The 24,325-nt window shown below is 68.3% G+C and carries 19 protein-coding genes and 2 pseudogenes; 10 read left to right on the top strand and 11 right to left on the bottom strand.

What is annotated here, in order from left to right:
• Window positions 1-580 precede the first annotated feature (580 nt).
• Window positions 581-787: pseudogene (locus tag AB0F51_RS00245) on the bottom strand (GNAT family N-acetyltransferase); the annotation flags it as partial.
• Window positions 788-893: 106 nt separating this feature from the next.
• The gene (locus AB0F51_RS00240) at window positions 894-2,201 is read right to left on the bottom strand and encodes an NYN domain-containing protein (RefSeq protein ID WP_360271671.1); all 1,308 of its coding nucleotides are present in this window, start codon (window positions 2,199-2,201) and stop codon (window positions 894-896) included.
• Window positions 2,202-2,484: 283 nt separating this feature from the next.
• Between AB0F51_RS00240 and AB0F51_RS00235 the strand changes: the two genes are divergently transcribed.
• The 4 genes and pseudogenes from AB0F51_RS00235 to AB0F51_RS00220 all read left to right on the top strand — a co-directional run bounded on the left by AB0F51_RS00235 (window position 2,485) and on the right by AB0F51_RS00220 (window position 7,708).
• The gene (locus AB0F51_RS00235) at window positions 2,485-4,287 is read left to right on the top strand and encodes a DEDD exonuclease domain-containing protein (protein WP_360271668.1); all 1,803 of its coding nucleotides are present in this window, start codon (window positions 2,485-2,487) and stop codon (window positions 4,285-4,287) included.
• A 290-nt stretch (window positions 4,288-4,577) separates the two neighbouring features.
• Complete coding sequence (locus tag AB0F51_RS00230; RefSeq protein ID WP_270131066.1) at window positions 4,578-4,865, top strand: Lrp/AsnC ligand binding domain-containing protein; 288 nt, start codon at window positions 4,578-4,580, stop codon at window positions 4,863-4,865.
• A gap of 50 nt (window positions 4,866-4,915) precedes the next feature.
• Window positions 4,916-5,017: pseudogene (locus AB0F51_RS00225) on the top strand (DUF2510 domain-containing protein); the annotation flags it as partial.
• A gap of 564 nt (window positions 5,018-5,581) precedes the next feature.
• Window positions 5,582-7,708 carry a hypothetical protein gene (locus AB0F51_RS00220; RefSeq protein ID WP_360274599.1) on the top strand — a complete coding sequence of 709 codons (2,127 nt, stop codon included), beginning with the start codon at window positions 5,582-5,584 and terminating at the stop codon, window positions 7,706-7,708.
• 161 nt (window positions 7,709-7,869) lie between these two features.
• Here AB0F51_RS00220 and AB0F51_RS00215 read toward each other — a convergent pair whose 3' ends face one another.
• Window positions 7,870-8,271: a hypothetical protein gene (locus AB0F51_RS00215; protein WP_360271664.1), complete on the bottom strand. Its 402-nt coding sequence runs from the start codon at window positions 8,269-8,271 to the stop codon at window positions 7,870-7,872.
• Between the two features lie 422 nt (window positions 8,272-8,693).
• The gene (locus AB0F51_RS00210) at window positions 8,694-8,903 is read right to left on the bottom strand and encodes a hypothetical protein (RefSeq protein WP_360271661.1); all 210 of its coding nucleotides are present in this window, start codon (window positions 8,901-8,903) and stop codon (window positions 8,694-8,696) included.
• A 540-nt stretch (window positions 8,904-9,443) separates the two neighbouring features.
• On the opposite strand from AB0F51_RS00210, the gene AB0F51_RS00205 reads away from it, so the two are divergent.
• Window positions 9,444-10,619 carry a hypothetical protein gene (locus AB0F51_RS00205; RefSeq protein ID WP_360271659.1) on the top strand — a complete coding sequence of 392 codons (1,176 nt, stop codon included), beginning with the start codon at window positions 9,444-9,446 and terminating at the stop codon, window positions 10,617-10,619.
• A 67-nt stretch (window positions 10,620-10,686) separates the two neighbouring features.
• Here the strand turns inward: AB0F51_RS00205 and trpD are convergent, their stop codons facing one another.
• The 3 genes from trpD to AB0F51_RS00190 are packed head-to-tail and all read right to left on the bottom strand — an operon-like array spanning window position 10,687 to window position 13,173.
• Window positions 10,687-11,772, bottom strand: coding sequence for an anthranilate phosphoribosyltransferase (gene trpD, locus AB0F51_RS00200; RefSeq protein WP_360271656.1), 1,086 nt, complete (start codon window positions 11,770-11,772; stop codon window positions 10,687-10,689).
• 10 nt (window positions 11,773-11,782) lie between these two features.
• Entirely contained in the window at window positions 11,783-12,199 is a 417-nt protein-coding gene (locus tag AB0F51_RS00195; protein ID WP_360271654.1) for a hypothetical protein, read from the bottom strand.
• A 56-nt stretch (window positions 12,200-12,255) separates the two neighbouring features.
• Window positions 12,256-13,173 carry a cytochrome c oxidase assembly protein gene (locus tag AB0F51_RS00190; RefSeq protein WP_360271652.1) on the bottom strand — a complete coding sequence of 306 codons (918 nt, stop codon included), beginning with the start codon at window positions 13,171-13,173 and terminating at the stop codon, window positions 12,256-12,258.
• 82 nt (window positions 13,174-13,255) lie between these two features.
• Here AB0F51_RS00190 and AB0F51_RS00185 point away from each other — a divergent pair, with 82 nt between their 5' ends.
• The 5 genes from AB0F51_RS00185 (at window position 13,256) to AB0F51_RS00165 (ending at window position 18,883) form a co-directional block, all read left to right on the top strand.
• Entirely contained in the window at window positions 13,256-13,918 is a 663-nt protein-coding gene (locus AB0F51_RS00185; RefSeq protein WP_360271650.1) for a heme-copper oxidase subunit III, read from the top strand.
• Entirely contained in the window at window positions 13,915-14,781 is an 867-nt protein-coding gene (locus AB0F51_RS00180; RefSeq protein ID WP_360271647.1) for a c-type cytochrome, read from the top strand. The genes AB0F51_RS00185 and AB0F51_RS00180 overlap by 4 nt, the downstream gene beginning before the upstream one ends.
• A 56-nt stretch (window positions 14,782-14,837) precedes the next feature.
• Window positions 14,838-15,836 carry a Rieske 2Fe-2S domain-containing protein gene (locus AB0F51_RS00175; protein WP_360274526.1) on the top strand — a complete coding sequence of 333 codons (999 nt, stop codon included), beginning with the start codon at window positions 14,838-14,840 and terminating at the stop codon, window positions 15,834-15,836.
• Entirely contained in the window at window positions 15,833-17,524 is a 1,692-nt protein-coding gene (locus tag AB0F51_RS00170; protein ID WP_360271645.1) for a ubiquinol-cytochrome c reductase cytochrome b subunit, read from the top strand. The genes AB0F51_RS00175 and AB0F51_RS00170 overlap by 4 nt, the downstream gene beginning before the upstream one ends.
• Before the next feature lie 111 nt (window positions 17,525-17,635).
• Window positions 17,636-18,883: a serine hydrolase domain-containing protein gene (locus AB0F51_RS00165; protein ID WP_360271642.1), complete on the top strand. Its 1,248-nt coding sequence runs from the start codon at window positions 17,636-17,638 to the stop codon at window positions 18,881-18,883.
• 961 nt (window positions 18,884-19,844) lie between these two features.
• Here the strand turns inward: AB0F51_RS00165 and AB0F51_RS00160 are convergent.
• The 4 genes from AB0F51_RS00160 to coxB all read right to left on the bottom strand — a co-directional run bounded on the left by AB0F51_RS00160 (window position 19,845) and on the right by coxB (window position 24,313).
• A complete protein-coding gene (locus AB0F51_RS00160; protein ID WP_360271639.1) occupies window positions 19,845-21,101 on the bottom strand; it encodes an Ig-like domain-containing protein in 1,257 nt (418 codons plus the stop codon).
• Window positions 21,102-21,246: 145 nt separating this feature from the next.
• Complete coding sequence (locus AB0F51_RS00155) at window positions 21,247-21,642, bottom strand: cytochrome c oxidase subunit 4 (protein WP_360271636.1); 396 nt, start codon at window positions 21,640-21,642, stop codon at window positions 21,247-21,249.
• Window positions 21,639-23,327 (bottom strand): cytochrome c oxidase subunit I, encoded by a 1,689-nt coding sequence (gene ctaD / locus AB0F51_RS00150; protein ID WP_360274523.1) that lies wholly within the window; start codon window positions 23,325-23,327, stop codon window positions 21,639-21,641. The genes AB0F51_RS00155 and ctaD overlap by 4 nt, the downstream gene beginning before the upstream one ends.
• An 86-nt stretch (window positions 23,328-23,413) precedes the next feature.
• The gene (gene coxB / locus AB0F51_RS00145) at window positions 23,414-24,313 is read right to left on the bottom strand and encodes a cytochrome c oxidase subunit II (protein ID WP_360271634.1); all 900 of its coding nucleotides are present in this window, start codon (window positions 24,311-24,313) and stop codon (window positions 23,414-23,416) included.
• Between the last annotated feature and the right edge of the window lie 12 nt (window positions 24,314-24,325).

Genomic DNA, 24,325 nt, shown 5'->3' with positions numbered 1-24,325 from the left:
TGCGTCGCAGTCGATCAGCACAACGTCCTCCAAAAGTGGGGAAGCACCCGGACTTGCATCCGGCTGAGAAGGACGCTAGAGAACCCCACCGACAGTTTTCCGCCGACAACCCGTCACGGCCCGCTACACCGCAGTACGGGAGCGCGACCGAGCGCAGTACTGGAGCGGGCTCAGAGGAAGCGGCCGCCGGGTAGATAGGGCGCCGGCGCCGGCATCGCGCGGAGGGCCAGATAGCCCTCGGTGGCCAGGTCGAGACGCGCGGCCAGACCGACATCTACCGCCCACTCGTTCGCGCTTGTGATGCAGTTGACCAGGGTCTCCCCCGACGACGAGGCGAGGGCCCCCAGAGCAGTTCCTGCGCTGTGCTTGGGTCTTCGGCAGCCAACAGAGCCGCCCGGCCGCGCAGATCGACGTACACGTATCCACGTTGCCGCGGCGCGACGACGAGCCGGTGACTGCTCAGCAGATAAGGATGATCCGGCCCGTGCCCGGCGCCACGAAGCCGGCTGTCGAGCTCGTTCATCCAGTCGAAGTCGCTCTCATCACCCTCGGTCTGCCCTTTGATCACGGGGATCGTGGATCAGTCGACTGTTCCGACCATGCGCATCTGGGGAAGCAGCGAGAAGCCGGCCAGTCGGTAGCGCCGGGTGGCACCTGGATGGGTGGTGGAGGAGAAGATGCCCGCTCGGTCGCCGGCGTGCCGTAGTACTGCATCGAGCAGCCGGCGGCCGGTGCCGGTCCCGCGGGCTTCCGGGACGACGCCGTACGTCGCCAGATACCAAAGCCTGCCGCGGACCGGCCTGGCTCGCCCGGCTCGAGGAACACTCGCTCGGACACGCGTTCGACGACGGGCAGATCGTCTTCCCGCAAAGGCCTTAGCTGCATGCCAGAGACTAGCCGCGGGCGAGGCGGGCGATCAGGGTGGTGGCGGACAGGGCGCGGGCGCCCATGGTGATGGTGCTCTCGGCAACTTCGCGGTCGGTGGAGACGACGACGATCGGGCGACCCGGGGGTTCGGCGCGGACCAGTTGCCTGATCACCTCGTCGGCGATCACACCGGCCGGGCTGAACCGGACCCGTACGCCGCGGGGTGGGTTCAGCTGGACCGGCCCGGACAGCTCGGCGCCGTCGAAGACGACCGTGACCTCGATCCGCCGCTGTGCCACCAGCGCGCCCAGTGCGGTGACGAGGCGCTGACGCTGGGAGTGCAGCGGAGAGTTCGGCCAGGCGGTCTTTGTGACGTTGTAGCCGTCGATGATCAGATGCACCTGCGGCAAGGCGAGCAACTCGTCGAACAGCGCCGGGTCGTCGTCGGGCGCAGTACGGCCGACTGGTGCGTTCGATGGCTCCACACCGGCGACGGTGTCGGCCGGGCGGAGCTCTCCCCCGGGCGGCAGGGCCAGCTCGCGACGGAGTCCTCCCGCTGCTTCGACCAAGGTGTCCAGGAGCAGGCGCGTTCTGGTCGAGGCCATTTCCCGTTCCTGCCCCGCAGTACGGCGGGCTGCGTGCTCGACTGCCTCCAGTTCGGTGATGCGGGCGCGCAGCTTGCGCAGTTCGCGCTCGACCTCGGCCCGGGCCGCGTCCACGCGCTCGTCGGCGGTCGCTGCCTCGGTGGTGCGCAGCTCGAGGTCCGCCTGCAGACCGATGATCCGCTGGCGCGCATCGTTCAGCTTGCGGCGCAGTGTGACGTTCTCAGCCTTCAGCTCCGACACCTGCTCGCGCAGACGCTCGCGCACCTGACGGGTCTCCGTACGCGCCTGGTCGAGCTGGTCCTGCAGCCGCTTGACGACATCCTCGTCCACGGCAGGCTTCTCCGGCGGCAGCTGGGCGGCCTCGGCTACCCGCTGTTCCCAGTCGTCCGGGCGGAGCAGATACGCCAGCGCAGCCACCTCAACTGGCTCCGCCGCCGGTACTGCGAGCCCGTCGGCGACGGCGTCACCCAGTGCCTGGTGCTCCTGGCGCACCTCGAAGGCGACCAGCTTGCGGAAGTGGTCGTCGGTCTCGAGGATCGGACCGAGCACGGAGGCGGACAGCTTCGCGCGCTTGCCGGGAGCGAAACTGGCGAACCGCCGCAGCGGTGGCGGGATGTCGGTCGCGGGCAACTGCCCCAGGGCCTGGGCGGCCAGCTGCAGAACCCGTTGCCGCACGGGTTCGGGCAAGGTGGTGGCAGCAGAGCTCGCGGCGGTGCCTGCCTCAGCCACCGGTCCGCAGTCTGGTCGGCACGGCCCCCTGGCACAGCCAGTGATGCGGACCACAGTGCCCGGGCGCGCGGCCCGGAATCACGGTGATCGCTTGTGTACGCATACAGAGAGCGTAGTCGGTACCGGCGTGTCTGCCATGTCGATTGCCAGTCGCCGGTCGGGTCGCTGGTCTGGTCGCCGGTCGGGTCGCCGGCCGGTGGGCAGCCGGCCGTCGGCCGGACGGGTTGGTGGCGGCCGCGTGTCCGGAGCGGAATTGTCGGTGGGGGCTTCTAGCGTCTTGGGCATGAGCAGCCCCATGCCGGATCGCGCCGCTGCCCCGGCCTCCGGACCGGTGACGCCGATCCGTGGCGTCCAGCCGAGTTTCGACGACCTCGGTACGCCGTTGCGCGACGTCACGTTCTGCGTCGTCGACCTGGAGACGACCGGCGGGGCGCCGGGCGAATCGGGGATCACCGAGATCGGCGCGGTCAAGGTCCGCGGTGGCGAGCTGGTCGCCGAGTTCCAGTCGCTGGTCAATCCGGCCGAGCCGATCCCGCCGTTCATCGCCGTACTGACCGGGATCACCGACCTGATGGTCGCGACGTCGCCGCGGATCGAGTCGGTGCTGCCGGCCTTCCTGGAGTTCGCCCGCGGCTGCGTGCTGGTCGCCCACAACGCGCCCTTCGACATCGGCTTCCTCAAACACGACACCCAGGTGAACGGCTACGACTGGCCGGACTTCGCCGTCGTCGACACCGCGACGCTGGCCCGGCGGGTGCTGACCCCGGACGAGACGCCGAACTGCAAGCTGAGCACGCTGGCGAAGTTGTTCAGGGCAACGGTCACGCCCAACCACCGTGCGCTGTCGGACGCGCGCGCCACGGTCGACGTACTGCACGGACTGTTCGAGCGGGTCGGGTCGCTCGGGGTGCAGACGCTGGAGGATCTGCAGACCTTCTCGTCGCGCGTCGCCCCGCAGGTGCGGGCCAAGCGGCACCTGGCCGAGTCGTTGCCGCACGCCCCTGGTGTCTACTTGTTCACCGACGATCGCGGCGAGGTGCTGTACGTCGGCAAGTCGAAGGACCTGCGCACCCGCGTCCGCTCCTACTTCACCGCCTCCGAGCAGCGCACCCGGATCGGCGAGATGATCGGCATCGCCAGCGGGGTGCGCGGCATCGAGTGCGGTACGGCGCTCGAGGCCGAGGTGCGCGAGCTGCGGCTGATCGCCGAGCACAAACCGCGGTACAACCGGCGCTCGAAATTCCCGGAACGGCAGCACTGGCTGAAGGTGACGGTCGAGCCGTTCCCGCGGCTGTCGCTGGTGAAGCAGGTGCGCGACGACGACGCAGGGTACCTCGGTCCCTTCACCTCGCGGAAGACGGCCGAGCGGGCGATGGCCGCGCTGCACGAGGCGTTCCCGATTCGCCAGTGCACGGACCGCATGTCTCGGGCGCCGCAGGGTTCGCCTTGTGTGCTGGCCGAGATGGGCCGGTGCGTGGCGCCGTGCGACGGGCGGATCTCGCCGGAGAGCTATGGGTCGTTCGTGGCGGCTCTGCGCGCTGCGCTGACTCATGATCCGGCGCCGGTGATCGCGGCGCTGGACCGGCGGATCGACCTGCTGTCCGCCGACGAGCGTTTCGAGGACGCCGCGGTGCAGCGCGACCGGCTGAGCGCCTTCGTCCGGGGCAGCGCGAAGATGCAGCGGATGGCCTCGGTCACCGGCTGCGCGGAGATCTGCGCGGCGAAGCGAACCGACGACGGCGGCTGGGAGCTGCACGTCATCCGCCGAGGCCGCCTGGCCGCGGCCGGGATCAGCCCGCGCGGCACGGATCCCCGCAAATACCTGGAGATGCTGCGAGCCTCCGCCGAGACAGTTCTGCCCGGTATCGGCCCGGTGGCGTCCGCCTCCCCCGAAGAAATAGAGCTCGTACTGCGCTGGCTCGACTCCCCCGGCGTCCGCCTGGTCGAGATGGACGGCACCTGGAGCTGCCCAATCAGCGGAGCCGGCCGACACGTAGCCCGTCTCGACAACTCCCACTCCGAAGAACACCACCACCCCAGCGAACGCCGCCGCAGAATGCGCCCCCTAGGCATAACCGCCCGCTAACCCGCCCGCTGGGCATCACCGCCCGCCGACCTCACGGCGTACAGACAGCTCACCGACGCACCCTGGCGTCGTTACTCTCCGCGCCAGCTCCACTACCCAGGATCGCCCTGTGTATCCCCCTTAACCCTGCGCTGACCATTGCAAGTCCGACCACCCCGAACGGCGGGCTCTGGCCTTCGGGACGCGGCGCTGGCTCGAGACCTGAGGGATGGCGACGCTCGTACTGGGGGCCGGGGCGGGCGGCACTATGCTTCAGCGCGGTAGGGGGCTGGTTTCGAGGAGAGGACGACATGGTCACCGCGATCGTGTTCATCAAGGCCGACGTCGCACGCATCCCGGAGGTCGCCGAGCAGGTGGCCGCGATCGAGGGCGTCAGCGAGGTGTACTCGGTGACCGGCGGGCTCGACCTGATCGCGATGGTCCGGGTCGCGCACCACGACGACCTCGCCTCCGTCATCCCCGACCACGTCAACCGCGTTCCCGGCGTACTGAGCACCGAGACGCACATCGCCTTTCGCGCGTACTCGACCCACGACCTGGAGGCCGCCTTCAGCCTCGGTGAGGAACAAGGCTTCTGAGCACCGGAATCCACGGGCTGACTGACACGCGCTGAAGTTACGGTGAACGCATGAGCAACCCTCCCGCCGGCTGGTATCCGGACCCCACCGGACAGCCCAACACCATCCGCTGGTGGAACGGGACGCAGTGGACCAACCGGACCGAAAAAGAACCGGACCCGTCCGACACTCCCGAACCGGACCCAATCCCCTCAGCCGCCGAAGCCTCCGCAACTGCTGCCTCCACCGGGCCTGCCTCGTCGACCGGAACTGCCGCCACGACGGGGGCTGGCTCCTCGACCGGCGCTAGCTCCTCGGCTGGGACCGCTGTCACCGGGGCTAGCTCCTCGGCTGGAACCGCTGCCACCGGCGCTGGCTCCTCGACCGGGGCTTCTGCCGCCACCGGAGGTGTTTCGTCGACTGGGGCTAGCTCCTCGGTCGGGGCCGCGGTCATCGGGGCCGGCACTTGGACCGGGGCTGGCTCCTCGGCTGGGGCCGCTGCCGCGACGGAGGCTGGCTCGTCGACGGCTGAGTCTGCCGATGGCCGCGGTTGGGCTGCCGGAGGTGGTGGCGCGGCCGCTGGTTCTGGTTGGGGTATTGAGTCGGACGGCGCGGCTTCGGGCTCCGACTCTGCGGGGGCGCCTGCTGCGTCTGCCGATGGAGCGACTGACGCGGGTACGACAGCTGGTACTTCGGGGCCTCGGCTGAGTCCTGCGGAGAAGGCGAAGTCGACGTGGATGGCACCTGTCGAGGTTCCGGCCGCGGCCGGCCACTGGACCCAGCGTCCGGCGCCACCAGAGGACGCCGAGCCCATCACCCAGGCGCAGGCCGAGCTCGCCAACCAGCAAGCGCAGTCTGCCCAGCAGACCGGCTGGAAACTCACGCTGGCACACGACTCATCCAGTACTGCGACGACGCCAACGCCAAAGCCGGAGCCCGAGAAGTCGTGGGCTGCCACCAACTGGACGCAACCACCCACCGAGGCGCCGACCCCGAAAGACGCGACACCTGACGCGGACGCCACCCAGGAGATCACCGCTGCGACGCAGCAGCCCACCACGCGTTGGTCGCAACCGACCGGCGACGACACAGCGGCTGCTTCGGGTGGATGGGGACCGACACCGACAGGTCCGGCTGACGACTCGTTGCTGTCGGCCGAGAACATACCGACGTCCGACAGCAGCTCCGCTCCGTGGGGATCGCCTGTCGAGGTCCTACCACCTCAAAGCTCCAGCGATCAGCAGGAAGGCGACTCCGCCGAGGGCGGCACCGCCGGCACCGAGCCGAGCGACAACGGTGGCTGGGGCACCAACGCCCAGGAAGCCAGCAATGGCGGCTGGGGCACACAGCAGACAGCAGCTGATGGCTGGGGCGACGCTGGTACGCAGCAAGGCAGCGGCAACGCAGGCGGTTCCAGCGCGTCGGGCACTGCGGCCGCGGGTGGCTGGGCCACGTCCCGGCAGGAGACCGGCACGGATGGCTGGGGCACGCCCGCGAATCAGCAACCGGCAACACAGGATCCGGCTGCCGCAGGGTGGGGCGTATCCGCCCAGCAGGAACCGGCTGCTGACGGCTGGGGTGCCGGTGCCCAGCAGGAAACGGCTGCTGATGGCTGGGGCACGTCCGCACAGCAGGAACCGGCTGCTAATGGCTGGGGCGCAGGTGCACCGCAGGAGACGGCTGCTAGTGGCTGGGGTGCAGGTGCACCGCAGGAGACGGCTGCTAGTGGCTGGGGTGCAGGTGCCCAGCAGGAGGCGGCTGCTGATGGGTGGGGTGCGTCTGCTGCTCAGCAAGGTGGTGCTGGTGGCGGGGATGCGTCTGGTCCGCAGCAGAGTGGTACCGGGGGTTGGGGTAGTTCCGGCTCGGCGCAGGCGAGTGGCGGCGGGTGGGGCGGCTCCGTAGTACAGACTCCTGATGCCGGGCAGTGGGGCAGCAATGCGGCGCCGCAGCCGACCACGCAGTGGGGTGCCGCCGGCGCGACTGGGCAGCAGACAAGTACTCAGTGGGGCTCCACCGGCCAGCAGACCCAGCAGCAAACCGCTGGTGCTTGGCAGAACACGGACCCGTCCCAGTGGCAAGGAGACAACGGCCCGCAGGGCGGTGGTGTCCGCAAGGGCAGGGACAAGAGCAAGGACAGCGACAGCGGCGGCGGTATGAACAAGACACCGCTGATCATCGGCAGCGCGGTCGCACTCGTCATCCTCGTCGTCGTGGCGGTCTTCCTCATCGTCAACGGCGGCGACAAGAAGACCGCGGACCCGGGCACCTCCCCCGCACCGCAGCCGACCGGCAGTGCGCCGACGACACCGACGACGGGCGCGCCCGGTACCAAGCCGGGCCAGTCGAAGAACCCCAAGCTGCACGAGGGAAACCGGATCAGCTCGGACGCGATCTCGTTCCCGCGGCAGGCCAGCGGCTGGTCCGATCGCAAGCGGCTGATCCCGCAACTACTGAACTCCAGCGGCCAGTACGTCCTGCTGCAGAAGGACTTCGACGGCAGCAACGACTGGTACGCGGACATGTTCGTCGGCGGGCTCGGTACTGCGACGCCGTTCAACGGCGACCCGAAGGCGACCGCGACGGCGCTGCTGACCCAGGTACACAACATGAACTACGGCAACATCCCGGTCACCTACAAGGCGGTGCGCAACGGCGCGGTCAAGCGGTCGGACAAGGCGGGCTGGTACTTCCAGGAAACCGTCACGGCGAAGTCCCCGAAGGTCACCTCGGTCCTGCTGCTGACGGTCGCGGTCTTCGACCTCGGCGACGGCACCGCGGTCGCCTACATCAGTGACATCCCCACGAACCGGCCAGATCTGAAAACGGCCGAAGCCCAGGTCTACAAGGGAATCAACGTTGGCTGAGAACGAAACACCCCCGCCCCACCCCCCAGCCCGCCACAGCGCCCCACCCCCCAACCCCACCTTGCCACCGACGAACCCTTCGCCGACCGACCCATCGTCAACCGATCCTTCGTCGACCCCTCCGTCGTCGGCTGATCCCCTGTCGGACGGCCCATCGCCGACTAATCCTTTGTCTGCGGGCCCGTCGTCGGCTGATCCTCTATCGACCACTCCTTCGCCCGCTGGTCCCCTGTCGCAGAGCTCATCGCCGACCGATCCTCTGTCAGCCGGCTCGTCGTCGACTGATCCTTTGTCGACCGCTCCTTCCTCGGCTGCTCGCCTGTCGCAGGGTTCGTCGTCGACGGATCCTCTGTCGGCCGACCCTTCGTCGCCTGGTCCTCTGTCAGGCGGCCGTTCGTCGACGGATCCTCTGTCAGCCGGCACTTCGTCGCCTGGTCCTCTGTCAGGCGGCCGTTCGTCGACGGATCCTCTGTCAGCCGGCACTTCGTCGCCTGGTCCTCTGTCAGGCGGCACTTCGTCGGCTGATCCGTTGTCGGCTGGGCCGCTGTCGTCGGGGCTGCCACCGAGCCCGCCGCAGGACTGGCGTTCCGCAGCACCACCGGCCGCCGGCCAGGTGCCCTCAACGTCGTTCCCTCCCCCACCACCAAGCTTCACCCCAGACGACGACCCCGCTGACGCTCGGCCGTCAGGCGCCCCCTCGGGCACCGCTCCGGACTCGCCAGACCCTCTACTCGGCCAGTCACGAGCCCCGGCCCCGCCACCCCTGCCACCACGCAGACCAGACACCAGTACGCCGCAGCCGCCTGCTGATAACCGCGGCGGAACGCCAGAAGCTGGTCCCGCAGGACCAACGCCACAACCCGGTCAGCAGCAATGGTTCCAACCGAGCCAGCCCTCGCAGGGCCAGCACGGGACAGCGCCGCAGGGCGAGCACAGGTCAGCGCCTCAGGGTCAGCACGGGGCAGTACCGCAAAACCAGCACGGGTCAGTGCCGCAGGGTCAGCATGGACCGGGAGCACATGGCCAGGCCGGCCGCGGCCCGCAGGGCGCACAGCCAGGCCCGCAGGATGCGCAGCCCAGCACCGGCCCGCAGGACGCACAGCTCGGCACCGGCCTGCAGGCACAGCACACGCCGGGACAGCAGAACCCGCAGCACCGCCAGACGCCGCCGGGCCAGCAGCCGCAGAGTCAGCACGGCGCAGGAGCACACGGTCAGCACAGCGCGGGGCCGCAGGGCCCTCAGCAGACGGCAGGGCCGCAGAACCCCCAGCAGGCAGGTGGTCCAGAGAACCCCCAGCGGGCGGCGGAACCACAGAGTGCTCAGCAGGCAGCGGGACCGCAGGTTTCTCAGCGTGGGCAAGGGGCGCAGGCGCCTGGCTACGGTCAGTTGAACCAGCAGCCCGGGCAAGCAAACCAGCAGTCGCAGCCCTCCCGTCCGAACCAGCCGATGCAGCCCGGACAGCAGCCGTGGTCGGGAGAGCCCGCCAACGGACCAGGCAGTTTGCAGCCGTGGGCGGGGCAGGCTGGAGTCACCGGGCCAGGCAGCACGCAGCCGCGGGCTGGACAGCCGGGTGGAAACGCGCCAGTCCGTCCGCAGGGGCAGCCCGGCCAGCGGGGACCGCAAGGTCAGATGCCCTACGGGCCAGGCAATCAGCCGGACCAGCAGATGAGCGGAGGGTCAGGCGAGCAGTCTGGGCGGCCGGCAGCTGGGCCGAGTGGCCAGCCGGGGCAGTCGATGCCGCGTTATGGCTCCGCCGAGCAGGCGGGGCAGGCTCTGCCGTACGGCGCGGGCGGGCAGGTCGGTCAGCCGGTGTCCGGAGGGTCGGGCGAGCGGCCTGGGCAGCCGATGCCGCGGTACGGGACCGGGGAGCAGTCCGGCGCACCCGCGCCGTACGGCGCGGGTGGGCGGCCGGGGCAGGCGGGGTTTGGTGGCTCGGGTGGGCAGGCCGGGTGGCCGGCGTATGGCGCGGGTGGGCAAGGTGCGCCGTTGGGCCCGGGTGGGGAAGGTGGGCAAGGTTCGCCGGTGGTGCGGGGTGGCGAGTTGCCGCGGGGTGGCGAGTTGGCGCGGGCTGGTGAGGCGGCGCGGGCTGGTGAGTTGGCGCGGGGTGGGGAGGCTTCGTGGGGTGGGGAGGCTGTGGGGGATGAGGCGTACGGGATTGTGGATGGGCCTAAGTCCGGGCGGGGCGGTGGGCGTAGTGGGCGGTTGGTGGGGGCTGTTGGGCTGGTAGTCGGGGCGCTGGTGGTGACGGGGCTTAGTGCGAATTGGATTTGGGACAAGGCTGATGCGGTGACGCCGGTTTCGTTGCCTTCGGCTAAAGGTGAGCCGTTGGCGACCGTGAGTCCGTCGGCGCGGCCGACTACGCCGCCGCCGCCGCGGGGTGAGGTGCTCGGGTCCAACATCGTTGCCTTCAACAAGGACACGATGCCGGTGATGAGTTCCGAGTGGGAGGACTACGGCAGCGCGTTCCAGGTCGGGCTCAACGGTGGCGCGGCGACCTGGTTGACCGTGCACGACAAGTACGACGGCAAGAAGGCGAAGTGGGGCAACTATGTCGCCTTCGGCGGGCTCAACCCGAAGGTCAAGGTGGTGAGCACCCCGGCCGGCTTGAAGGAAGCCACCATCCAGGCGGCCACCAAGGCGATCATCGGGCTGTACGACGAGAACGTGAAGTTCATCGGCAAGTCCACCCACACGCCGATCACCGTCGACGGGCACGCCGGGCACGAGCTGAGCATCAAGGTCGTCGTCAGCGTGCCCAAGTTGCAGGAGACCTTCTCCACCGTCATGGTCGCGGTGATCGATCGCGGTGACGGCACTGCCGACGTGGCGATTGCGGACATCGCCGGCAGTACGCCGCAGTGGATCGAGATCTGGCGGTCCAAGGTCCAGGAAATCAAGATCGGCAGCTGACCCGGCAAGAGCCCGCCTCCCGCGAAACACTCGCCGGAGGCGGGCTCCCCGAAGTACCAAAGAAGTACTACGAACGAACCTCGAGGCAGGCCGCGATCCATCGGTCCAACACGCCCTTGGCCTCGCCGGAGTCGATCGCCTCAGCCGCCCGATCCATCCCCGCGCGAATCCGCGCCACCAGCGGCCCAGTGCTGCCCTCATGCGCCGCCAGCGCAGCACCCGCGTTCAGCAGTACGACATCCCGCACCGGCCCCGACTCGCCATCCAGCAACGCGCGAACGACCTTCGCGTTGTACGTCGCGTCCGCACCCCGCAACGCATCAGCCGGCACCGGCGCGATGCCCAGCTCTCGCGGATCCAGCGTCTCCGGTCCCTCGACCGCCCCACGCCCGACCGTCCAGACCTGCGACGTCGTCATCGTGGTCAGTTCGTCGAGCCCGTCGTCACCGTGGAAGACCAGCGCGTCGATCCCCCGCCGAGCCAGTACGCCGGCCATCAACCCAGCAATCCGCCCATCCCCCACACCGACAGCCTGCGCCGACGGGTTGCCGGGATTGGCCAACGGACCAAGGAAGTTGAACGTGGTCGGCACCCCGAGCTCACGCCGCGGTACTGCGGCATGCCGCAACGCCGGGTGGAACGCGGGAGCGAAGCAGAACGTGATCCCGGCCAGCTCCCCCACGGCCGCCACCTGCGCCGCGGTGAGGTCGAGCGGGATACCCAACTCCTCCAGGACATCCGCGGCACCACACGCCGACGACGCGGCCCGGTTGCCGTGCTTGAGCACCTTCGCCCCGGCGCCGGCCGCGACGATCGCCGACATCGTGGAAATGTTCACAGTGTGGGCTTGGTCACCACCTGTACCGACGACGTCGAGCGTCCGGCCCGGTACGTCGATCCGGGTGGCGAACTCGCGCATGGTCGCGACCATGCCCTCGACCTCGGTCACCGTCTCGCCCTTGGAGCGCAGCGCGATCACGAAGCCCGCGAGCTGCGCGGGCGACGCGGCGCCGGACAGGATCTGCTCCATCGCCCAGGCGGTCGCGGCCGAGTCGAGATCCTCGTGCCGCAGCAACGGGTTGAGTACCTGCGGCCAGGTCAGCGCACGCCCGCCAGGCGCAGTACCGGCGGGGGGATCCAGAGGGGCGGCCATGGCGCCGGGATCAGGTGGTCGCGGGCAGCTTGGCGACCCGCTGCCGGAGCAGCTCGGCGGTTGCCTCGGCCAGCCGGATCGGGTCGATCGGGTGCGACACGGCCGCCTCGGCGCGCGACCAGGTGGCCAGCCATGCGTCCTGTGGGCGGCCGATGATCACCAGGATCGGCGGGCACTGGAAGATCTCGTCCTTCAACTGGCGGGCGATGCCCAGGCCACCGGCCGGGACGGCCTCACCGTCGAGGATGGCCAGGTCGATCCCGCCCTGGTCCATGAGTTTGATCACGGCCGGCTCGGTCGCGCACTCGAAGTACTCGATCTCGGGCAGATCGGCGGCGGGCCGCTTGCCCAGGGCCAGCCGGACGGACTCCCGCGTGGTGCGGTCGTCGCTGTAGACCAGCACCTTCAGCGGACGCTCTGAACTCATCGATTCATCCCAAGCTGTGTCTGTGACGAGTGGACATGCGGACAACACCGCGAATGCTACCGGGGAGGCTGTCCGGCTCTGCGCGCCTGTTCCTCCAACCGGTCCAGCCGGCGGTCCTCACGCTTGGCCTCGCGCTGCGACTGCCGGACCCACTGGACGAACAGCACCCCGAAGAAGATCAGCCCGATGACATCGCCGGAGCCCCAGAGCAGACCGCCGGCGATGTACTGGTCACGCAGCGGTGACGGCGGCCAGGACCGTCCGAAGGCCGTGTACCAGTCCTCCGCGATCAGCCGGTTCGCGGACATGATCGTGATGCCCAGGAACGCGTGGAACGGCAGTGTGAGGAAGGTGAGGATCAGCCGGAACGGGTAGATCACCCGGCCGGGCACCGGATCCAGCCCGAGCAACGGCCAGAAGAACAACGCGCCGACCGCGATGAAGTGCACGTGCAGAAGATCGTGGAGCAGCGTCGAGCGCAGCGTCGCGTCGTACCAGCCGCTGAAGTAGAGCGCCCACGGGCTCAGCACGAACAGGGTGAAGCCGATCATCGGGAAGCAGATCACCTTGGCGAAGCGGGAGTGCAACACGGAGAGCAACCAGCCCCGCGGCCGCTGCGGAAGGGTGCGCAGGGCAAGCGTGACCGGTGCGCCGAGCGCCATCGCCAGCGGCGTCATCATCGACAGGATCATGTGCTGGGCCATGTGCACGCTGAGCAGCACCGTGTCGTAGCTGCCGATGCCCGACTGGGTGGCGATCAGCGCGCTGCCCAGGCCGAGGCCGACGAACGAGAAGGTCCGGGCCCGCGACCACTTGTCCCCCCGCGCGCGGAGCCGGTGTACGCCGTACAGGTAGAGGCCGCCGACGACGACGATCACCGCGAGTAGCACCGGCTCGAACGTCCAGGCGGTCAGCAGCCTGACCGCTGTGAACGGCTCGATCTGGTCGCCGGGCGCGGCGTGGAGGGGAAGCACTGTTCCACAGTAAGAACAGGAAGTCGCCGACATGCATGGGGGTGGGCGTGCTGTCGGATACCCGGACCGACATAATGACGCCGTGGCCACTGCAACCGCGCTCCCAGCGTCTCGTGAACACGGACACCACGACCGTCCCAGCATGGTCAGTGTCGGCACGATCGTCTGGCTCTCGAGCGAACTGATGTTCTTTGCCGCCCTGTTCGCGGCGTACTTCACGATCCGGTCGGTGACGACCGCTGCCGCGGCACCGGGGGTGGAGACGCTCTGGGACGCGTCCACCGAGATGCTGAACATCCCGTTCGCGGCGGTCAACACGACGATCCTGGTGCTGTCCTCGGTGACGTGTCAGCTCGGTGTGTTCGCCGCCGAGCACGGCAAGGTCGGCCGGACCGGCTCGGTCGCGAACGTCCGCGGCTGGGGCATGCGCGAGTGGTTCGTGCTCACCTACCTGATGGGCGCGGTCTTCATCGCCGGCCAGGTGACGGAGTACGCGACCCTGATCCACGAGGGCGTGACGATCGCGTCCTCGCCGTACGGGTCGGTGTTCTACCTGACCACCGGGTTCCACGGTCTGCACGTGACCGGCGGTCTCATCGCTTTCGTGTTCGTCCTGGCCAGGACGTACATGGCTCGTAAGTTCACCCACGAACAGGCCGTTTCCGCGATCGTTGTGTCGTACTACTGGCACTTCGTCGATGTGGTCTGGATCGCCCTGTTCGCGACCATCTACCTGCTCAAATGAGTGAGAAGAGACTTTCCTTGTCACCGGCGCGCTTCCTCTCCGCGCGACGACGGCACCGGTCAGCCGGCCTCGTCGTGCTCCTGTTCGGCCTCCTGGCGGTGGGGACGGCGTACTCCGCCTTCGCCCCCGACAACGCGGTGGCGGACAACTCGGCCCAGTCCCAGCAGATCGAAGAGGGCAAGAAGCTCTTCGCGGTCGGCTGTGCGAGCTGCCACGGTCTGAACGCCGAGGGTGCTGGCAACGGCGAAGGCAAGATGGCCGGGCCGTCCCTGATCGGCGTCGGCGCGGCCGCGGTCGACTTCCAGGTCGGGACCGGCCGGATGCCGGCCATGCAGCCCAACGCGCAGGTCCCGCGCAAGACCCCCGCGTACACGCCCGAGGAGATCGAGGCACTGGCGGCGTACGTCGCCTCCCTCGCCCCCGGCCCGGCGGTACCGGCCGAGGACTCGTACGACGTCAGCAAGGCCACCGACGAGCAGGTCACCCGCGGTGGCGAGCTGTTCCGGACGAACTGCACGGCGTGCCACAACTTCGCCGGCAAGGGCGGCGCGCTGCCGAACGGCCGCTACGCCCCGTCGCTGATGAACGTCGATCCCAAGCACATCTACGAGGCCATGCTCACCGGCCCGCAGCAGATGCCGGTCTTCTCCGACCAGGTCCTGCAGCCGGACGACAAGCGTGACGTGATCGCGTACCTGCACGCGCTGCAGGAGCAGAAGGACCCGGGCGGCTTCGGCCTCGGCCGGCTCGGCCCGGTCTCCGAAGGTCTGTGGGGCTGGCTCGTCGGCATCGGCCTGCTGGTCGGCATGGCGGTCTGGATCGGCGCCAAGGGCGTCAAGGCCAAGGGAGTGAAGGCAGAGTGAGCGACGAGAAGGACAACCTGCCCGCCGTAAAGGCCGAGCAGGGTCACGACGGCCAGGTGGTGCTGGCGGAGCCGATCCCGGATCCGGGCATCGAGCCGCACGAGCTCCGCATCACCGACATCGACCCGAAGGCCGCCGACCGCGTCGAGCGCCAGGTCGCGACGATGTTCGGCCTGGCCGGGCTGCTCGCCCTGGGCTCCTGCGTCGCGTACTTCGCCATCCCGCGCGACGCGATCCTCCAGTTCGGGCCGCTGACCGGTAACGCGAACAACATGACGATCGGCCTGTGCCTGGGGCTGGCGCTGTTCCTGATCGGTGCCGGCGCGATCCAGTGGGCCAAGAAGCTGATGGTCGACACCGAGATCGCCGAGGACCGGCACGACGCGCACTCCACGCCGCAGCAGAAGACCGAGATCATCGACGCCTTCCAGGTCGGCGTGGCCGAGTCCGGCTTCACCCGCCGCAAGCTGATCCGCCGCTCGCTGATCGGCGCGATGGGCCTGCTCGGCCTGCCGGCCATCGTGCTGCTCCGCGACCTCGGCCCGCTGCCCGGCCGCAGCCTCTACAACACCATCTGGGCCAAGGGCATCCGGGTCGTCAACGACGTCACGCTGCGCCCGATCAAGCCGTCCGACCTGGTCGTCGGCCAGCTGGTCAACGCGGCCCCGGCGAACCTGAATCCGATCCAGGAGGAGAGCCCGGTCGAGTACCAGAACGCCAAGGCCAAGGCCGCGGTGATCGTGGTGCGGATCGCCCCGAACGAGATCCGGACGCCGGCCGGCCGGGAGAACTGGGGTGTCGACGGCATCCTGTGCTACTCCAAGATCTGCACCCACGTCGGTTGCCCGATCTCGCTGTACGAGCAGACCACGCACCACGTGCTGTGCCCGTGCCACCAGTCGACGTTCGACCTGGCCGACGGCGCCAAGGTCGTCTTCGGCCCGGCGGCCCGTCCGCTGCCTCAGCTACCATTGGCCGTGGACGCAGAGGGCTACCTTGTCGCGCAGAGCGGCTTCACCGAGCCGGTCGGCCCGAGCTTCTGGGAACGAGGGTGACAACCGTGGCTGAGAAAGACTTTCCCCCGCCGGTCAAGTATCTCGACGACCGTCTGGGCATCGGGAAGATCGGCAAGAAGAACCTCCGCAAGGTGTTCCCGGACCACTGGTCCTTCATGCTCGGTGAGATCGCTCTCTACAGCTTCATCATCCTGCTGCTGACCGGTGTCTTCCTGACCTTCTGGTTCAAGCCGTCGATGGCCGAGATCGAGTACCAGGGCTCGTACAGCCTGCTCAAGGGTCTGCACATGTCGGAGGCCTACGCCTCCACCCTGGACATCTCGTTCGACATCCGCGGCGGTCTGCTGATGCGGCAGATCCACCACTGGGCGGCCGTGCTGTTCGTCGCCTCGATGATGGTCCACCTGCTCCGCATCTTCTTCACCGGCGCGTTCCGCAAGCCGCGTGAGCTGAACTGGGTGATCGGCTTCGGGATGCTGTTCCTCGGCATCATCGAGGGCTTCATCGGCTACGGTCTGCCGGACGACCTGCTGTCCGGTACCGGTCTGCGGATCACCCAGGGCATGATTCAGGCCTCCCCGGTGATCGGCACCTACCTGAGCTTCTTCATCTTCGGTGGCGAGTTCCCGGGTGACGACATGGTGTCCCGGTTCTTCACCGTGCACGTGCTGCTGATCCCGGGTCTGATCCTGGCCCTGGTGACGGCTCACCTGTTCCTGGTCGTGTACCACAAGCACACGCAGTACCCGGGTCCCGGCCGGACCGAGAAGAACGTCGTCGGCTACCCGCTGATGCCGGTCTACATGGCCAAGGCCGGTGGCTTCTTCTTCGTCGTCTTCGGCATCACCGCCCTGATGGGCGCGCTGCTGCAGATCAACCCGGTGTGGCTGTACGGGCCGTACAACCCGGCCGAGGTGACCGCAGGCTCCCAGCCCGACTGGTACATGGGCTGGCTGGAGGGCTCCGTGCGCCTGATGCCGGGATTCGAGAGTCATTTCTGGGGCGTCACGCTCAGCTGGAACCTGCTGATACCGGCGCTGCTCATCCCGCCGGCGTTCGTCACCTTGGTCGCCCTGTATCCGTTCATCGAAGGCTGGATCACCGGCGACAAGCGCGAACACCACCTGCTGGACCGGCCGCGCAACATGCCGACCCGGACCGGTATCGGCGCCGCGTTCATCACGTTCTACGGCCTGCTCTGGATCGGCGGTGGTAACGACCTGATCGCCACCCACTTCGGGGTCTCGCTGAACAACGTGACCTGGTTCCTGCGGATCGCGGTCTTCGTCGGCCCGATCCTCGCCTTCTGGGTCACCCGGCGGGTCGCGATCTCCCTGCAGCGCGCCGACAACGAGCGGCTCCTGCACGGCCTCGAGTCCGGCATCATCGTCCGGACCCCCGAGGGCGCGTACTACGAGAAGCACACCCCGATCTCGAAGTACGAGGCCTACGAGCTCACCGCCCGGGACCGGATCCTCCCGCTCGAGATCGGCCCGGAGACGGACGACAACGGCGTACGGGCTCCGAAGCGGGCGCTGAACAAGGTCCGCGCCAAGCTGTCCAGCTTCTACTTCGCCGACGCGGTGCAGAAACCGACGGCGGCAGAGATCGAAGAGGCGCACGCGCACGGCCACCACGACGAGCACGAAGCGGTGGAAGGCATCACCGGCACCGTCGAGCTCGACGAGGACACCGCTCGCGAGGTCAGCACCACCAAGCACCACTGATCTCCGCAACACCTAGAAGACCCCGGCTCCGGCCGGGGTCTTCTGCTTTTCCGGGGTTCGTGTCAGCGCGATGGCGGCTCGGCGTCAGGGGCCCGCGCCAGGCTGATCGTCATGACCACTTCGAAGATCGCGGCCTCGGGGCTGCGCAAGATGTTCTCTGAGAGAGTGCCGGGACTTCGCCGGCGGGTAGGGGTTGCGGCGGTGACGGTCGCGCTGGCGGCGGGGGTGGCAGTCGCACCTTCGGCTCAGGCGGCCCACAACGGCCTGCCGGCGGCTTCTGCTGAGCAGGAGCGGCCGGAGCTGCAGGAGGCCCTTCAGGCGTTTGTGGACGCTGGATTCGGCGGGGTGCAGCTCCGGCTGAAGGATGAGCGCGGCGAGTGGGTTGGTAGTGCTGGGGTACGCCGCCTGGGCTCGCCTGCGAAGCCGCCGACGAACGGGCGGACCTGGGTCGGGAGCGTGACCAAGACGTTCACGGCGACTGTGGTGCTGCAGCTGGTGGCCGAGGGCAGGATCAAGCTTGATGCTCCGGTGACCGGGTACCTGCCGCGGCTCGGGCTCGACCCCCGGATCACCGTGCGGATGCTGCTGCGGCACACGAGCGGACTGTTCAACTACACCGGCGAGCACTACAACGGGACCAGCGAACCGGGCCTCCCCTCGGCCGGCAAGGAGTGGGTGGAGAATCGCTTCCGCTCGTACCGACCGGAGCAGCTGGTGCAGTTTGCGCTGTCCAAGCCGCTGGTGTTCGCGCCTGGTACCGATCAGAACTACTCCAACACCAACTACACCGTCGCCCTGCTCCTGATCGAGAAGATCACCGGCCACTCCTACACCGAGGAGATGCAGCGGCGGATCCTGCGCCCTCTGCGACTGACAGGCACCTCCGTACCAGGCAACCGAAGCCAACTCCCGGGGCCGCACGCCCACGGCTACTACCGCTACCAGGACACCGGCGAATGGAAGGTCGTCGACGTCAGCCGCCAGAACCTCTCGCTGCTGGCAGGTGCCGGCGACATGATCTCGACCACCCAGGACCTCCAAACCTTCATCACCGCCCTGATGACCGGCAAGCTCCTACCGCCGTCACTGCTCGCCGAGATGCGGGAGCCTTACGGCAAGATGAGCTACGGCCTTGGGTTGTTTGTCCAGGACCTGGGTCCTGCGTGTGGCGGCACCTTCTACCAGCACAACGGCAGCCCGCCTGGGGGCTACGGCGCGCTGATGTACAGCACAGCGGACGGCAGCAAGACCCTCACCGCATCCATCACCACCGGAGAGGCCGACATCGACCTCCTGAAGGACTTCCCGGTAGCACTGGGCAAGCTCCTGAACGCGACCCTGTGCACACAGTCTTCCTGAGCTAACCCCGCACGAGCCAGCCGACCGCGGCCGACTGGCTCGTGCACCGGTCTGCCTCAACGGAGGCGGACCGCGTGCCGAGGAACAGGAGGTGTTTGCTGGAAGCTAGTGCGGTCACGCCTGCGGACTGCACGCGAGACGGCGTACATCAGCCGCACTACCTGTCCGCCGGCACACCAGTCATCCGATCACTCCGATCGACAGCAGCGTGCCCCACGGCACCGTCATAGGTACGTCGATCTGCGCAACCCAGATGCCTCTCCCACGCCCTCGCAGTCGCTCTGCAAGCGACGGGAGCCCGGCCCTGCTCCCCCACCTGGGCGGATCCGATACGGCGCCTCGAGCCCCGCCCCTCTCCCCCCACCCAAGCGAGTCCGATATCCGCCTAGAGCCCCGCCCTGCAACCCTCCCAGGCCCGCTGCCGCGAGCTAGGCGCGCCCCGCCCCGCCTTTGCAGCGCGCGACGCAGGAGCGCCTCTCCCACCCAAGCGGATCCGATACGCAACTGGAGCCCGCCCCGCGCGCCCACCCAACAGGACCCCCATCGCGGCGACCCCGGCGCCTCCCCCACGCCTTCGCAGTCGCGCGACGCGGGCCTGGGTCTGCCGTCAGCGGGTTCGGTAAGCGACTGGAGCCCGCCTCGGCGACCCACCCCAGGGCCGGCTGCCGCGAGCTAGGCGCGCCGCTCCGCCTTCGCAGTCGCGCGACGCAGGAGCGCCTCACGGGCGGGCGGGAGCCGGCGCAGAGTGAGCGACGCAGGAGCGAGGGCGGCGCGGGCGTGGGTCTGGCGTCAGCGGGTCCGGTAAGCGACTGGAGCCCGCCCCGGCGACCCGCCCCAGGGCCCGCTCCCGCGAGCTAGACGCACCCCCACGCCTTCGCCGTCGCGCGACGCAGGAGCGCCTTCACGGGCGGGCGGGAGCCGGCGCAGAGCGAGCGTGGCGCCGGCGTGGGGCAAGCAAACCTCAGGCGAGGGCCGAGCCCGCCTTGTACTTCGCCCACGACTCATTCCAATCGGTCCACCCATTGTTGGGCTCCATCGTTCGCGCCGTGCCAACGACTACGACCGGGTCGCCACGCAGCGTCTGGGAGAAGTACCACTGCCCATTCGGAAGGCTCATTCCAATGCACCCGTGACTGACATTCTCAGTGCCCTGGCTGCCCGACGACCACGGAGCCCCGTGGATGAACTCACCAGAGCTCGTCACCCGCTGCGCCCACTTCACGTCGTGGATGTCGTAGTACTCCGGATCCCCCGGCTTGATGCCGACTGTCCGGGCGTCCATCCGCTTGACGGGGTACTTCTCCATGATGACCTTGGTGCCACTCCGGGTCGTGAAGCCACTCTTCCCCGCGGTGATCGGGATCGTCCGCGCCAGCTTCCCATTGATCGCGACCGTCATCGTGTGCTTCTTGACATCGATCTTGGTGATGACGGACCGGCCGATGGCGAAGTCGATCTTGCGGCTCGCGGAGCCCCAGATGTTGGTGCCGGCGTTGACGCCCTGGGTGTCGATGAGCACGGAGACCTTGGTTCCGGCGGGCCAGTACGTCTTCGGCCGGTAGTTGACCTGCTTGCTGCTGACCCAGTGCCAGCTGCCCTCGACCGGGACCGAGGTCTTTACGGTGAGGCGCTTCTCGACGGCCGCGCGGTCCTTGACCGGGTTGTTCCAGAAGACCTGGATCGGCATCGCGACACCGACGGTTTCGCCGTTGAGCGGAGCCACCGAGGCTTTCAGGTTGCGGGCCGCGGACAGCGTCCTGAAGTCCGACTTGATCGGGACGCTGTTGCCGTCAGTCCCCTTCGCCGTAGCGGTGAGCGTGTACTTCGCGCCGGGCTTCAGCTCGGGCTTGGAGGTCCACTGCGACTTCTCGGCGTTGAAAACTCCGTCGACGGTCCCGCCGTTGGAGTCCTTCAGCGTGACGTCGGACAGTTCGCCGCCGTCGCTCGTGACGGTGACCGGCTGGTCCGGGCGGACCGAGGTGGCGCCCTTGGCCGGGACGACCTTGACGTTCGCGGCGGCCGGGTCGTCGGTCGGCGTCGTGGAGGGGTCCGGCGTACTGGACGAACCAGGGGTGCTTGGGTTGGTGGCGCTCGGCGAGTTGCCGGTGGATGGTGCTGGATCGGCCGCCTTCGTGTCGCTGCAGGCGGTGCCGACCAGCAGCATCGCGCAGATCCCCGCCACGGCAAGGCCGTGCTTCCGGACCGTACTACTCAACACCTGAGCTCCCCTGTATTGCTTTCAGCCGCCGCGCAAAGCCTAGCTCGCCCGTCGGTCATACCCACGCACTGAGAACGTCACCAGTACGGCGGAACCACTAACGGCCCGCTGTACTGGTGACGTTCGGACAGCCGAAAAAGTTGACTCAGTGAGCGTGGTCACCGCGGTAGTACTCGAACACCCAGCCACTCAGTGTCACGATGCCGATGCCGGCACCGATGATGAACAGCCACCAGCCGAAGACCAGTCCGAGCACGATCACCGACAGGGTCAGCGCGCACCACAGCGGCCACCAGGAGTACGGCGGGAAGAAGCCCAGCTCACCGGCTCCTTCGACGATCTCGGCTTCCTTGCGGTCCTCCGGACGGGCGTCCATCCGGCGGCCGGTGATGGCCAGGTAGAAGGACACCAGCAGCGCCAGGAAGAACGTCATCACCAGCGCGGTGGTGCCGGTCGGGTCCTCGGACATGATCCAGTAGATCGGTGTCACGATGAGGACGAACAGCGTCAGGATGCCGAAGACCCAGGCCTCCGCCTTCATGCCTTACCCTCTCCGTCCACGCTCGTACCGGCGCCCAGGTTGCGCTCGAGATTCTCGACCCGGCCCTGGTCCTCGCCGGCGTCCAGCAGGTTGTCCCGGGGTGCGCCGCTGTCCGGGTACTCCGACATGGCGATCTCCGGGTGGTGCAGATCAAAGGCAGGACTCTCCGACCGGATCCGCGGCAGGCTGACGAAGTTGTGCCGCGGCGGCGGCGAACTCGTTGCCCACTCCAGCGAACGGCCCCAGCCCCACGGGTCGTCGACGCCCACGAGCGGCGACTTCCGCGACTTGTAGACGTTGTAGAAGAACGGCAGCATCGACAGACCGAGCACGAAGGCACCGACGCTGGACACCTCGTTCAGCGTGGTGAAGCCCTCGTTGGCCCCGTACGACGCGTAGCGCCGCGGCATGCCCTCGACACCCAGCCAGTGCTGCACCAGGAACGTCGTGTGGAACCCGATGAACAGCAGCCAGAAGTGCAGCTTGCCGAGCTTCTCGTCGAGCATCCGGCCGGTCATCTTCGGCCACCAGAAGTAGAAGCCCGCGAACATCGCGAACACCACCGTGCCGAACACCACGTAGTGGAAGTGCGCGACCACGAAGTACGAGTCGGACAGCTGGTAGTCCAGGGCCGGCGACGCCAGGATGACGCCGGTCAGGCCGCCGAACAGGAAGGTCGTCAGGAAGCCGACCGACCAGAGCATCGGGGTGTCGAAGGACACCGACCCGCCCCACATCGTGCCGATCCAGTTGAAGAACTTCACGCCGGTCGGCACCGCGATCAGGAAGGTCATGAAGGAGAAGAACGGCAGGTTCACCGCGCCGGTGACAAACATGTGGTGTGCCCACACCGCCACCGAGAGGACGGCGATCCACAGCGTCGCGCCGACCAGACCGATGTAGCCGAACACCGGCTTGCGGCTGAAGACCGGCAGGATCTCGGTGATGATGCCGAAGAACGGCAGCGCGATGATGTAGACCTCGGGATGCCCGAAGAACCAGAACAGGTGCTGCCACAGCAATGGCCCACCGTTCGCGGCGTCGAAGACGTGAGCCCCCAAGGCTCGATCCGCCTCCAGCATCAGCAGCGCGCCGGCCAGGATCGGGAACGCGATCAGCACGAGGATCGACGTCACCAGGATGTTCCAGGTGAAGATCGGCATCCGGAACATCGTCATACCGGGTGCCCGCATGGTGATGATCGTGGTGACGAAGTTCACCGCGCCCAGGATCGTGCCGAGACCGGCCATCCACAGACCCATGATCCACAGGTCACCACCGATACCCGGTGAGCGGACCGCGTTGGACAGCGGTGCGTAGGCGAACCAGCCGAAGTCGGCGGCTCCACCCGGGGTGAAGAAGCCGGAGATGGTGATCAGACCGCCGAAGAGGAACAGCCAGAAGCTGAACATGTTCAGTCGCGGGAAGGCCACATCGGGAGCACCGATCTGGACCGGCATGATCACGTTCGCGAACCCGACGAACAGCGGCGTCGCGAACAGCAGCAGCATGATCGTGCCGTGCATGGTGAAGAGCTGGTTGTAGACCTCTTCGTTCACGATCTGCAGACCCGGCTTCGCCAGCTCCGCCCGGATCAGCAGCGCCATCACGCCACCGACCAGGAAGAACGCGAACGAGGTCATCAGATAGAGGTGACCGATCAGCTTGTGGTCAGTGGTGGTCATCCACTTGACCGCGATCTGGCCCTTGCTGCGCCGCCTGGGCAGCGCGGTCGCCGCGCTGACGGCGCCTGTGCGCTCGGCGAAGTCGGTCACTTCTCGCCCTCCTGCTTCCCGTGGCCGGGAATGGTGGTCGCGTCCTGGCCACCGGTCGCCGCGCCGGTCTGGCCCTTGGCGGCCAGTTCCCTCAGGTGCGCCTGGTACTCGTCGGCGGTGACCACCTTGACGGTGAACACCATCCGGCTGTGGTAGAGACCGCACAGCTCCGCGCACTTACCCGCGAAGGTGCCGGTCTTGGTCGGGGTCAGCTCGAGCCGGTTGGTCCGGCCCGGGATGACGTCCAGCTTGAAGTAGAACGCGGGCACCCAGAAGGAGTGGATGACGTCCGGCGAGGTCAGCTCGAAGTGCACCGACTCGTTCACCGGCAGCACCAGTTCGGCGGGCTTGTCCAGCGTGCCGGTCTCCCAGACGCCTTCCTTGCCGTCGACGGTCTCCTTGTAGTTGAACGTCCACTGCCACTGCTGGCCGACCACGTTGATCGTGTGGGCCGGGTTGTCCGACATCGCGGTGATCTTGTTGCCGTTCTCTACCGTGTAGAAGAAGAGCACACCGATGATCGCGAAGGGTGCCAGCGTGTAGAGGACCTCGAGCGGCAGGTTGTAGCGCGTCTGCCGCGGCGCGTCCTCGCTCCGCCGGCGGTACCGGACGGAGGCGAACAGGATCAGGCCCCAGACCGCCACACCGATGATCAAGGCAGCGATCCAGGCGCCGATCCACAGGCTCCTCACCGCCTCGGTCCGGTCTGATGCGCCCTCGGGCAGACCGAGTCGTTTCCACTGCGCGTTGGTCTCCGACGAGCAGCCGGTCAGCACCAATGTGCCGACCACTACCGCCGCACCGACCAGCAGGCGTCGCTTCGCCGGACGTACTGCGGCGCGGGCCCTCTTCAGACCTGCTGCGCGCACCACTCCGGGCGTGCCGTTCGAACCCACGGGGCGCCTTTC

Source organism: Kribbella sp. NPDC023855, assembly GCF_040639475.1.
GTDB lineage: Bacteria > Actinomycetota > Actinomycetes > Propionibacteriales > Kribbellaceae > Kribbella.
The sequence above is the reverse complement of the archived record's forward strand: the minus strand, read 5'-3'. Positions and strand labels throughout refer to the sequence as shown.

Excerpts from the sequence above, each read along its gene's own strand:
- AB0F51_RS00180 (WP_360271647.1), top strand. The coding sequence starts at position 13,915 with ATGAGTGAGAAGAGACTTTCCTTGTCACCGGCGCGCTTCCTCTCCGCG.
- AB0F51_RS00230 (WP_270131066.1), top strand. The coding sequence starts at position 4,578 with ATGGTCACCGCGATCGTGTTCATCAAGGCCGACGTCGCACGCATCCCG.
- AB0F51_RS00235 (WP_360271668.1), top strand. The coding sequence starts at position 2,485 with ATGAGCAGCCCCATGCCGGATCGCGCCGCTGCCCCGGCCTCCGGACCG.
- AB0F51_RS00220 (WP_360274599.1), top strand. The coding sequence starts at position 5,582 with ATGGCACCTGTCGAGGTTCCGGCCGCGGCCGGCCACTGGACCCAGCGT.
- AB0F51_RS00195 (WP_360271654.1), bottom strand. The coding sequence starts at position 12,199 with ATGAGTTCAGAGCGTCCGCTGAAGGTGCTGGTCTACAGCGACGACCGC.
- trpD (WP_360271656.1), bottom strand. The coding sequence starts at position 11,772 with ATGGCCGCCCCTCTGGATCCCCCCGCCGGTACTGCGCCTGGCGGGCGT.
- AB0F51_RS00165 (WP_360271642.1), top strand. The coding sequence starts at position 17,636 with ATGACCACTTCGAAGATCGCGGCCTCGGGGCTGCGCAAGATGTTCTCT.
- AB0F51_RS00155 (WP_360271636.1), bottom strand. The coding sequence starts at position 21,642 with ATGAAGGCGGAGGCCTGGGTCTTCGGCATCCTGACGCTGTTCGTCCTC.
- AB0F51_RS00205 (WP_360271659.1), top strand. The coding sequence starts at position 9,444 with ATGCCGCGTTATGGCTCCGCCGAGCAGGCGGGGCAGGCTCTGCCGTAC.
- ctaD (WP_360274523.1), bottom strand. The coding sequence starts at position 23,327 with ATGACCACCACTGACCACAAGCTGATCGGTCACCTCTATCTGATGACC.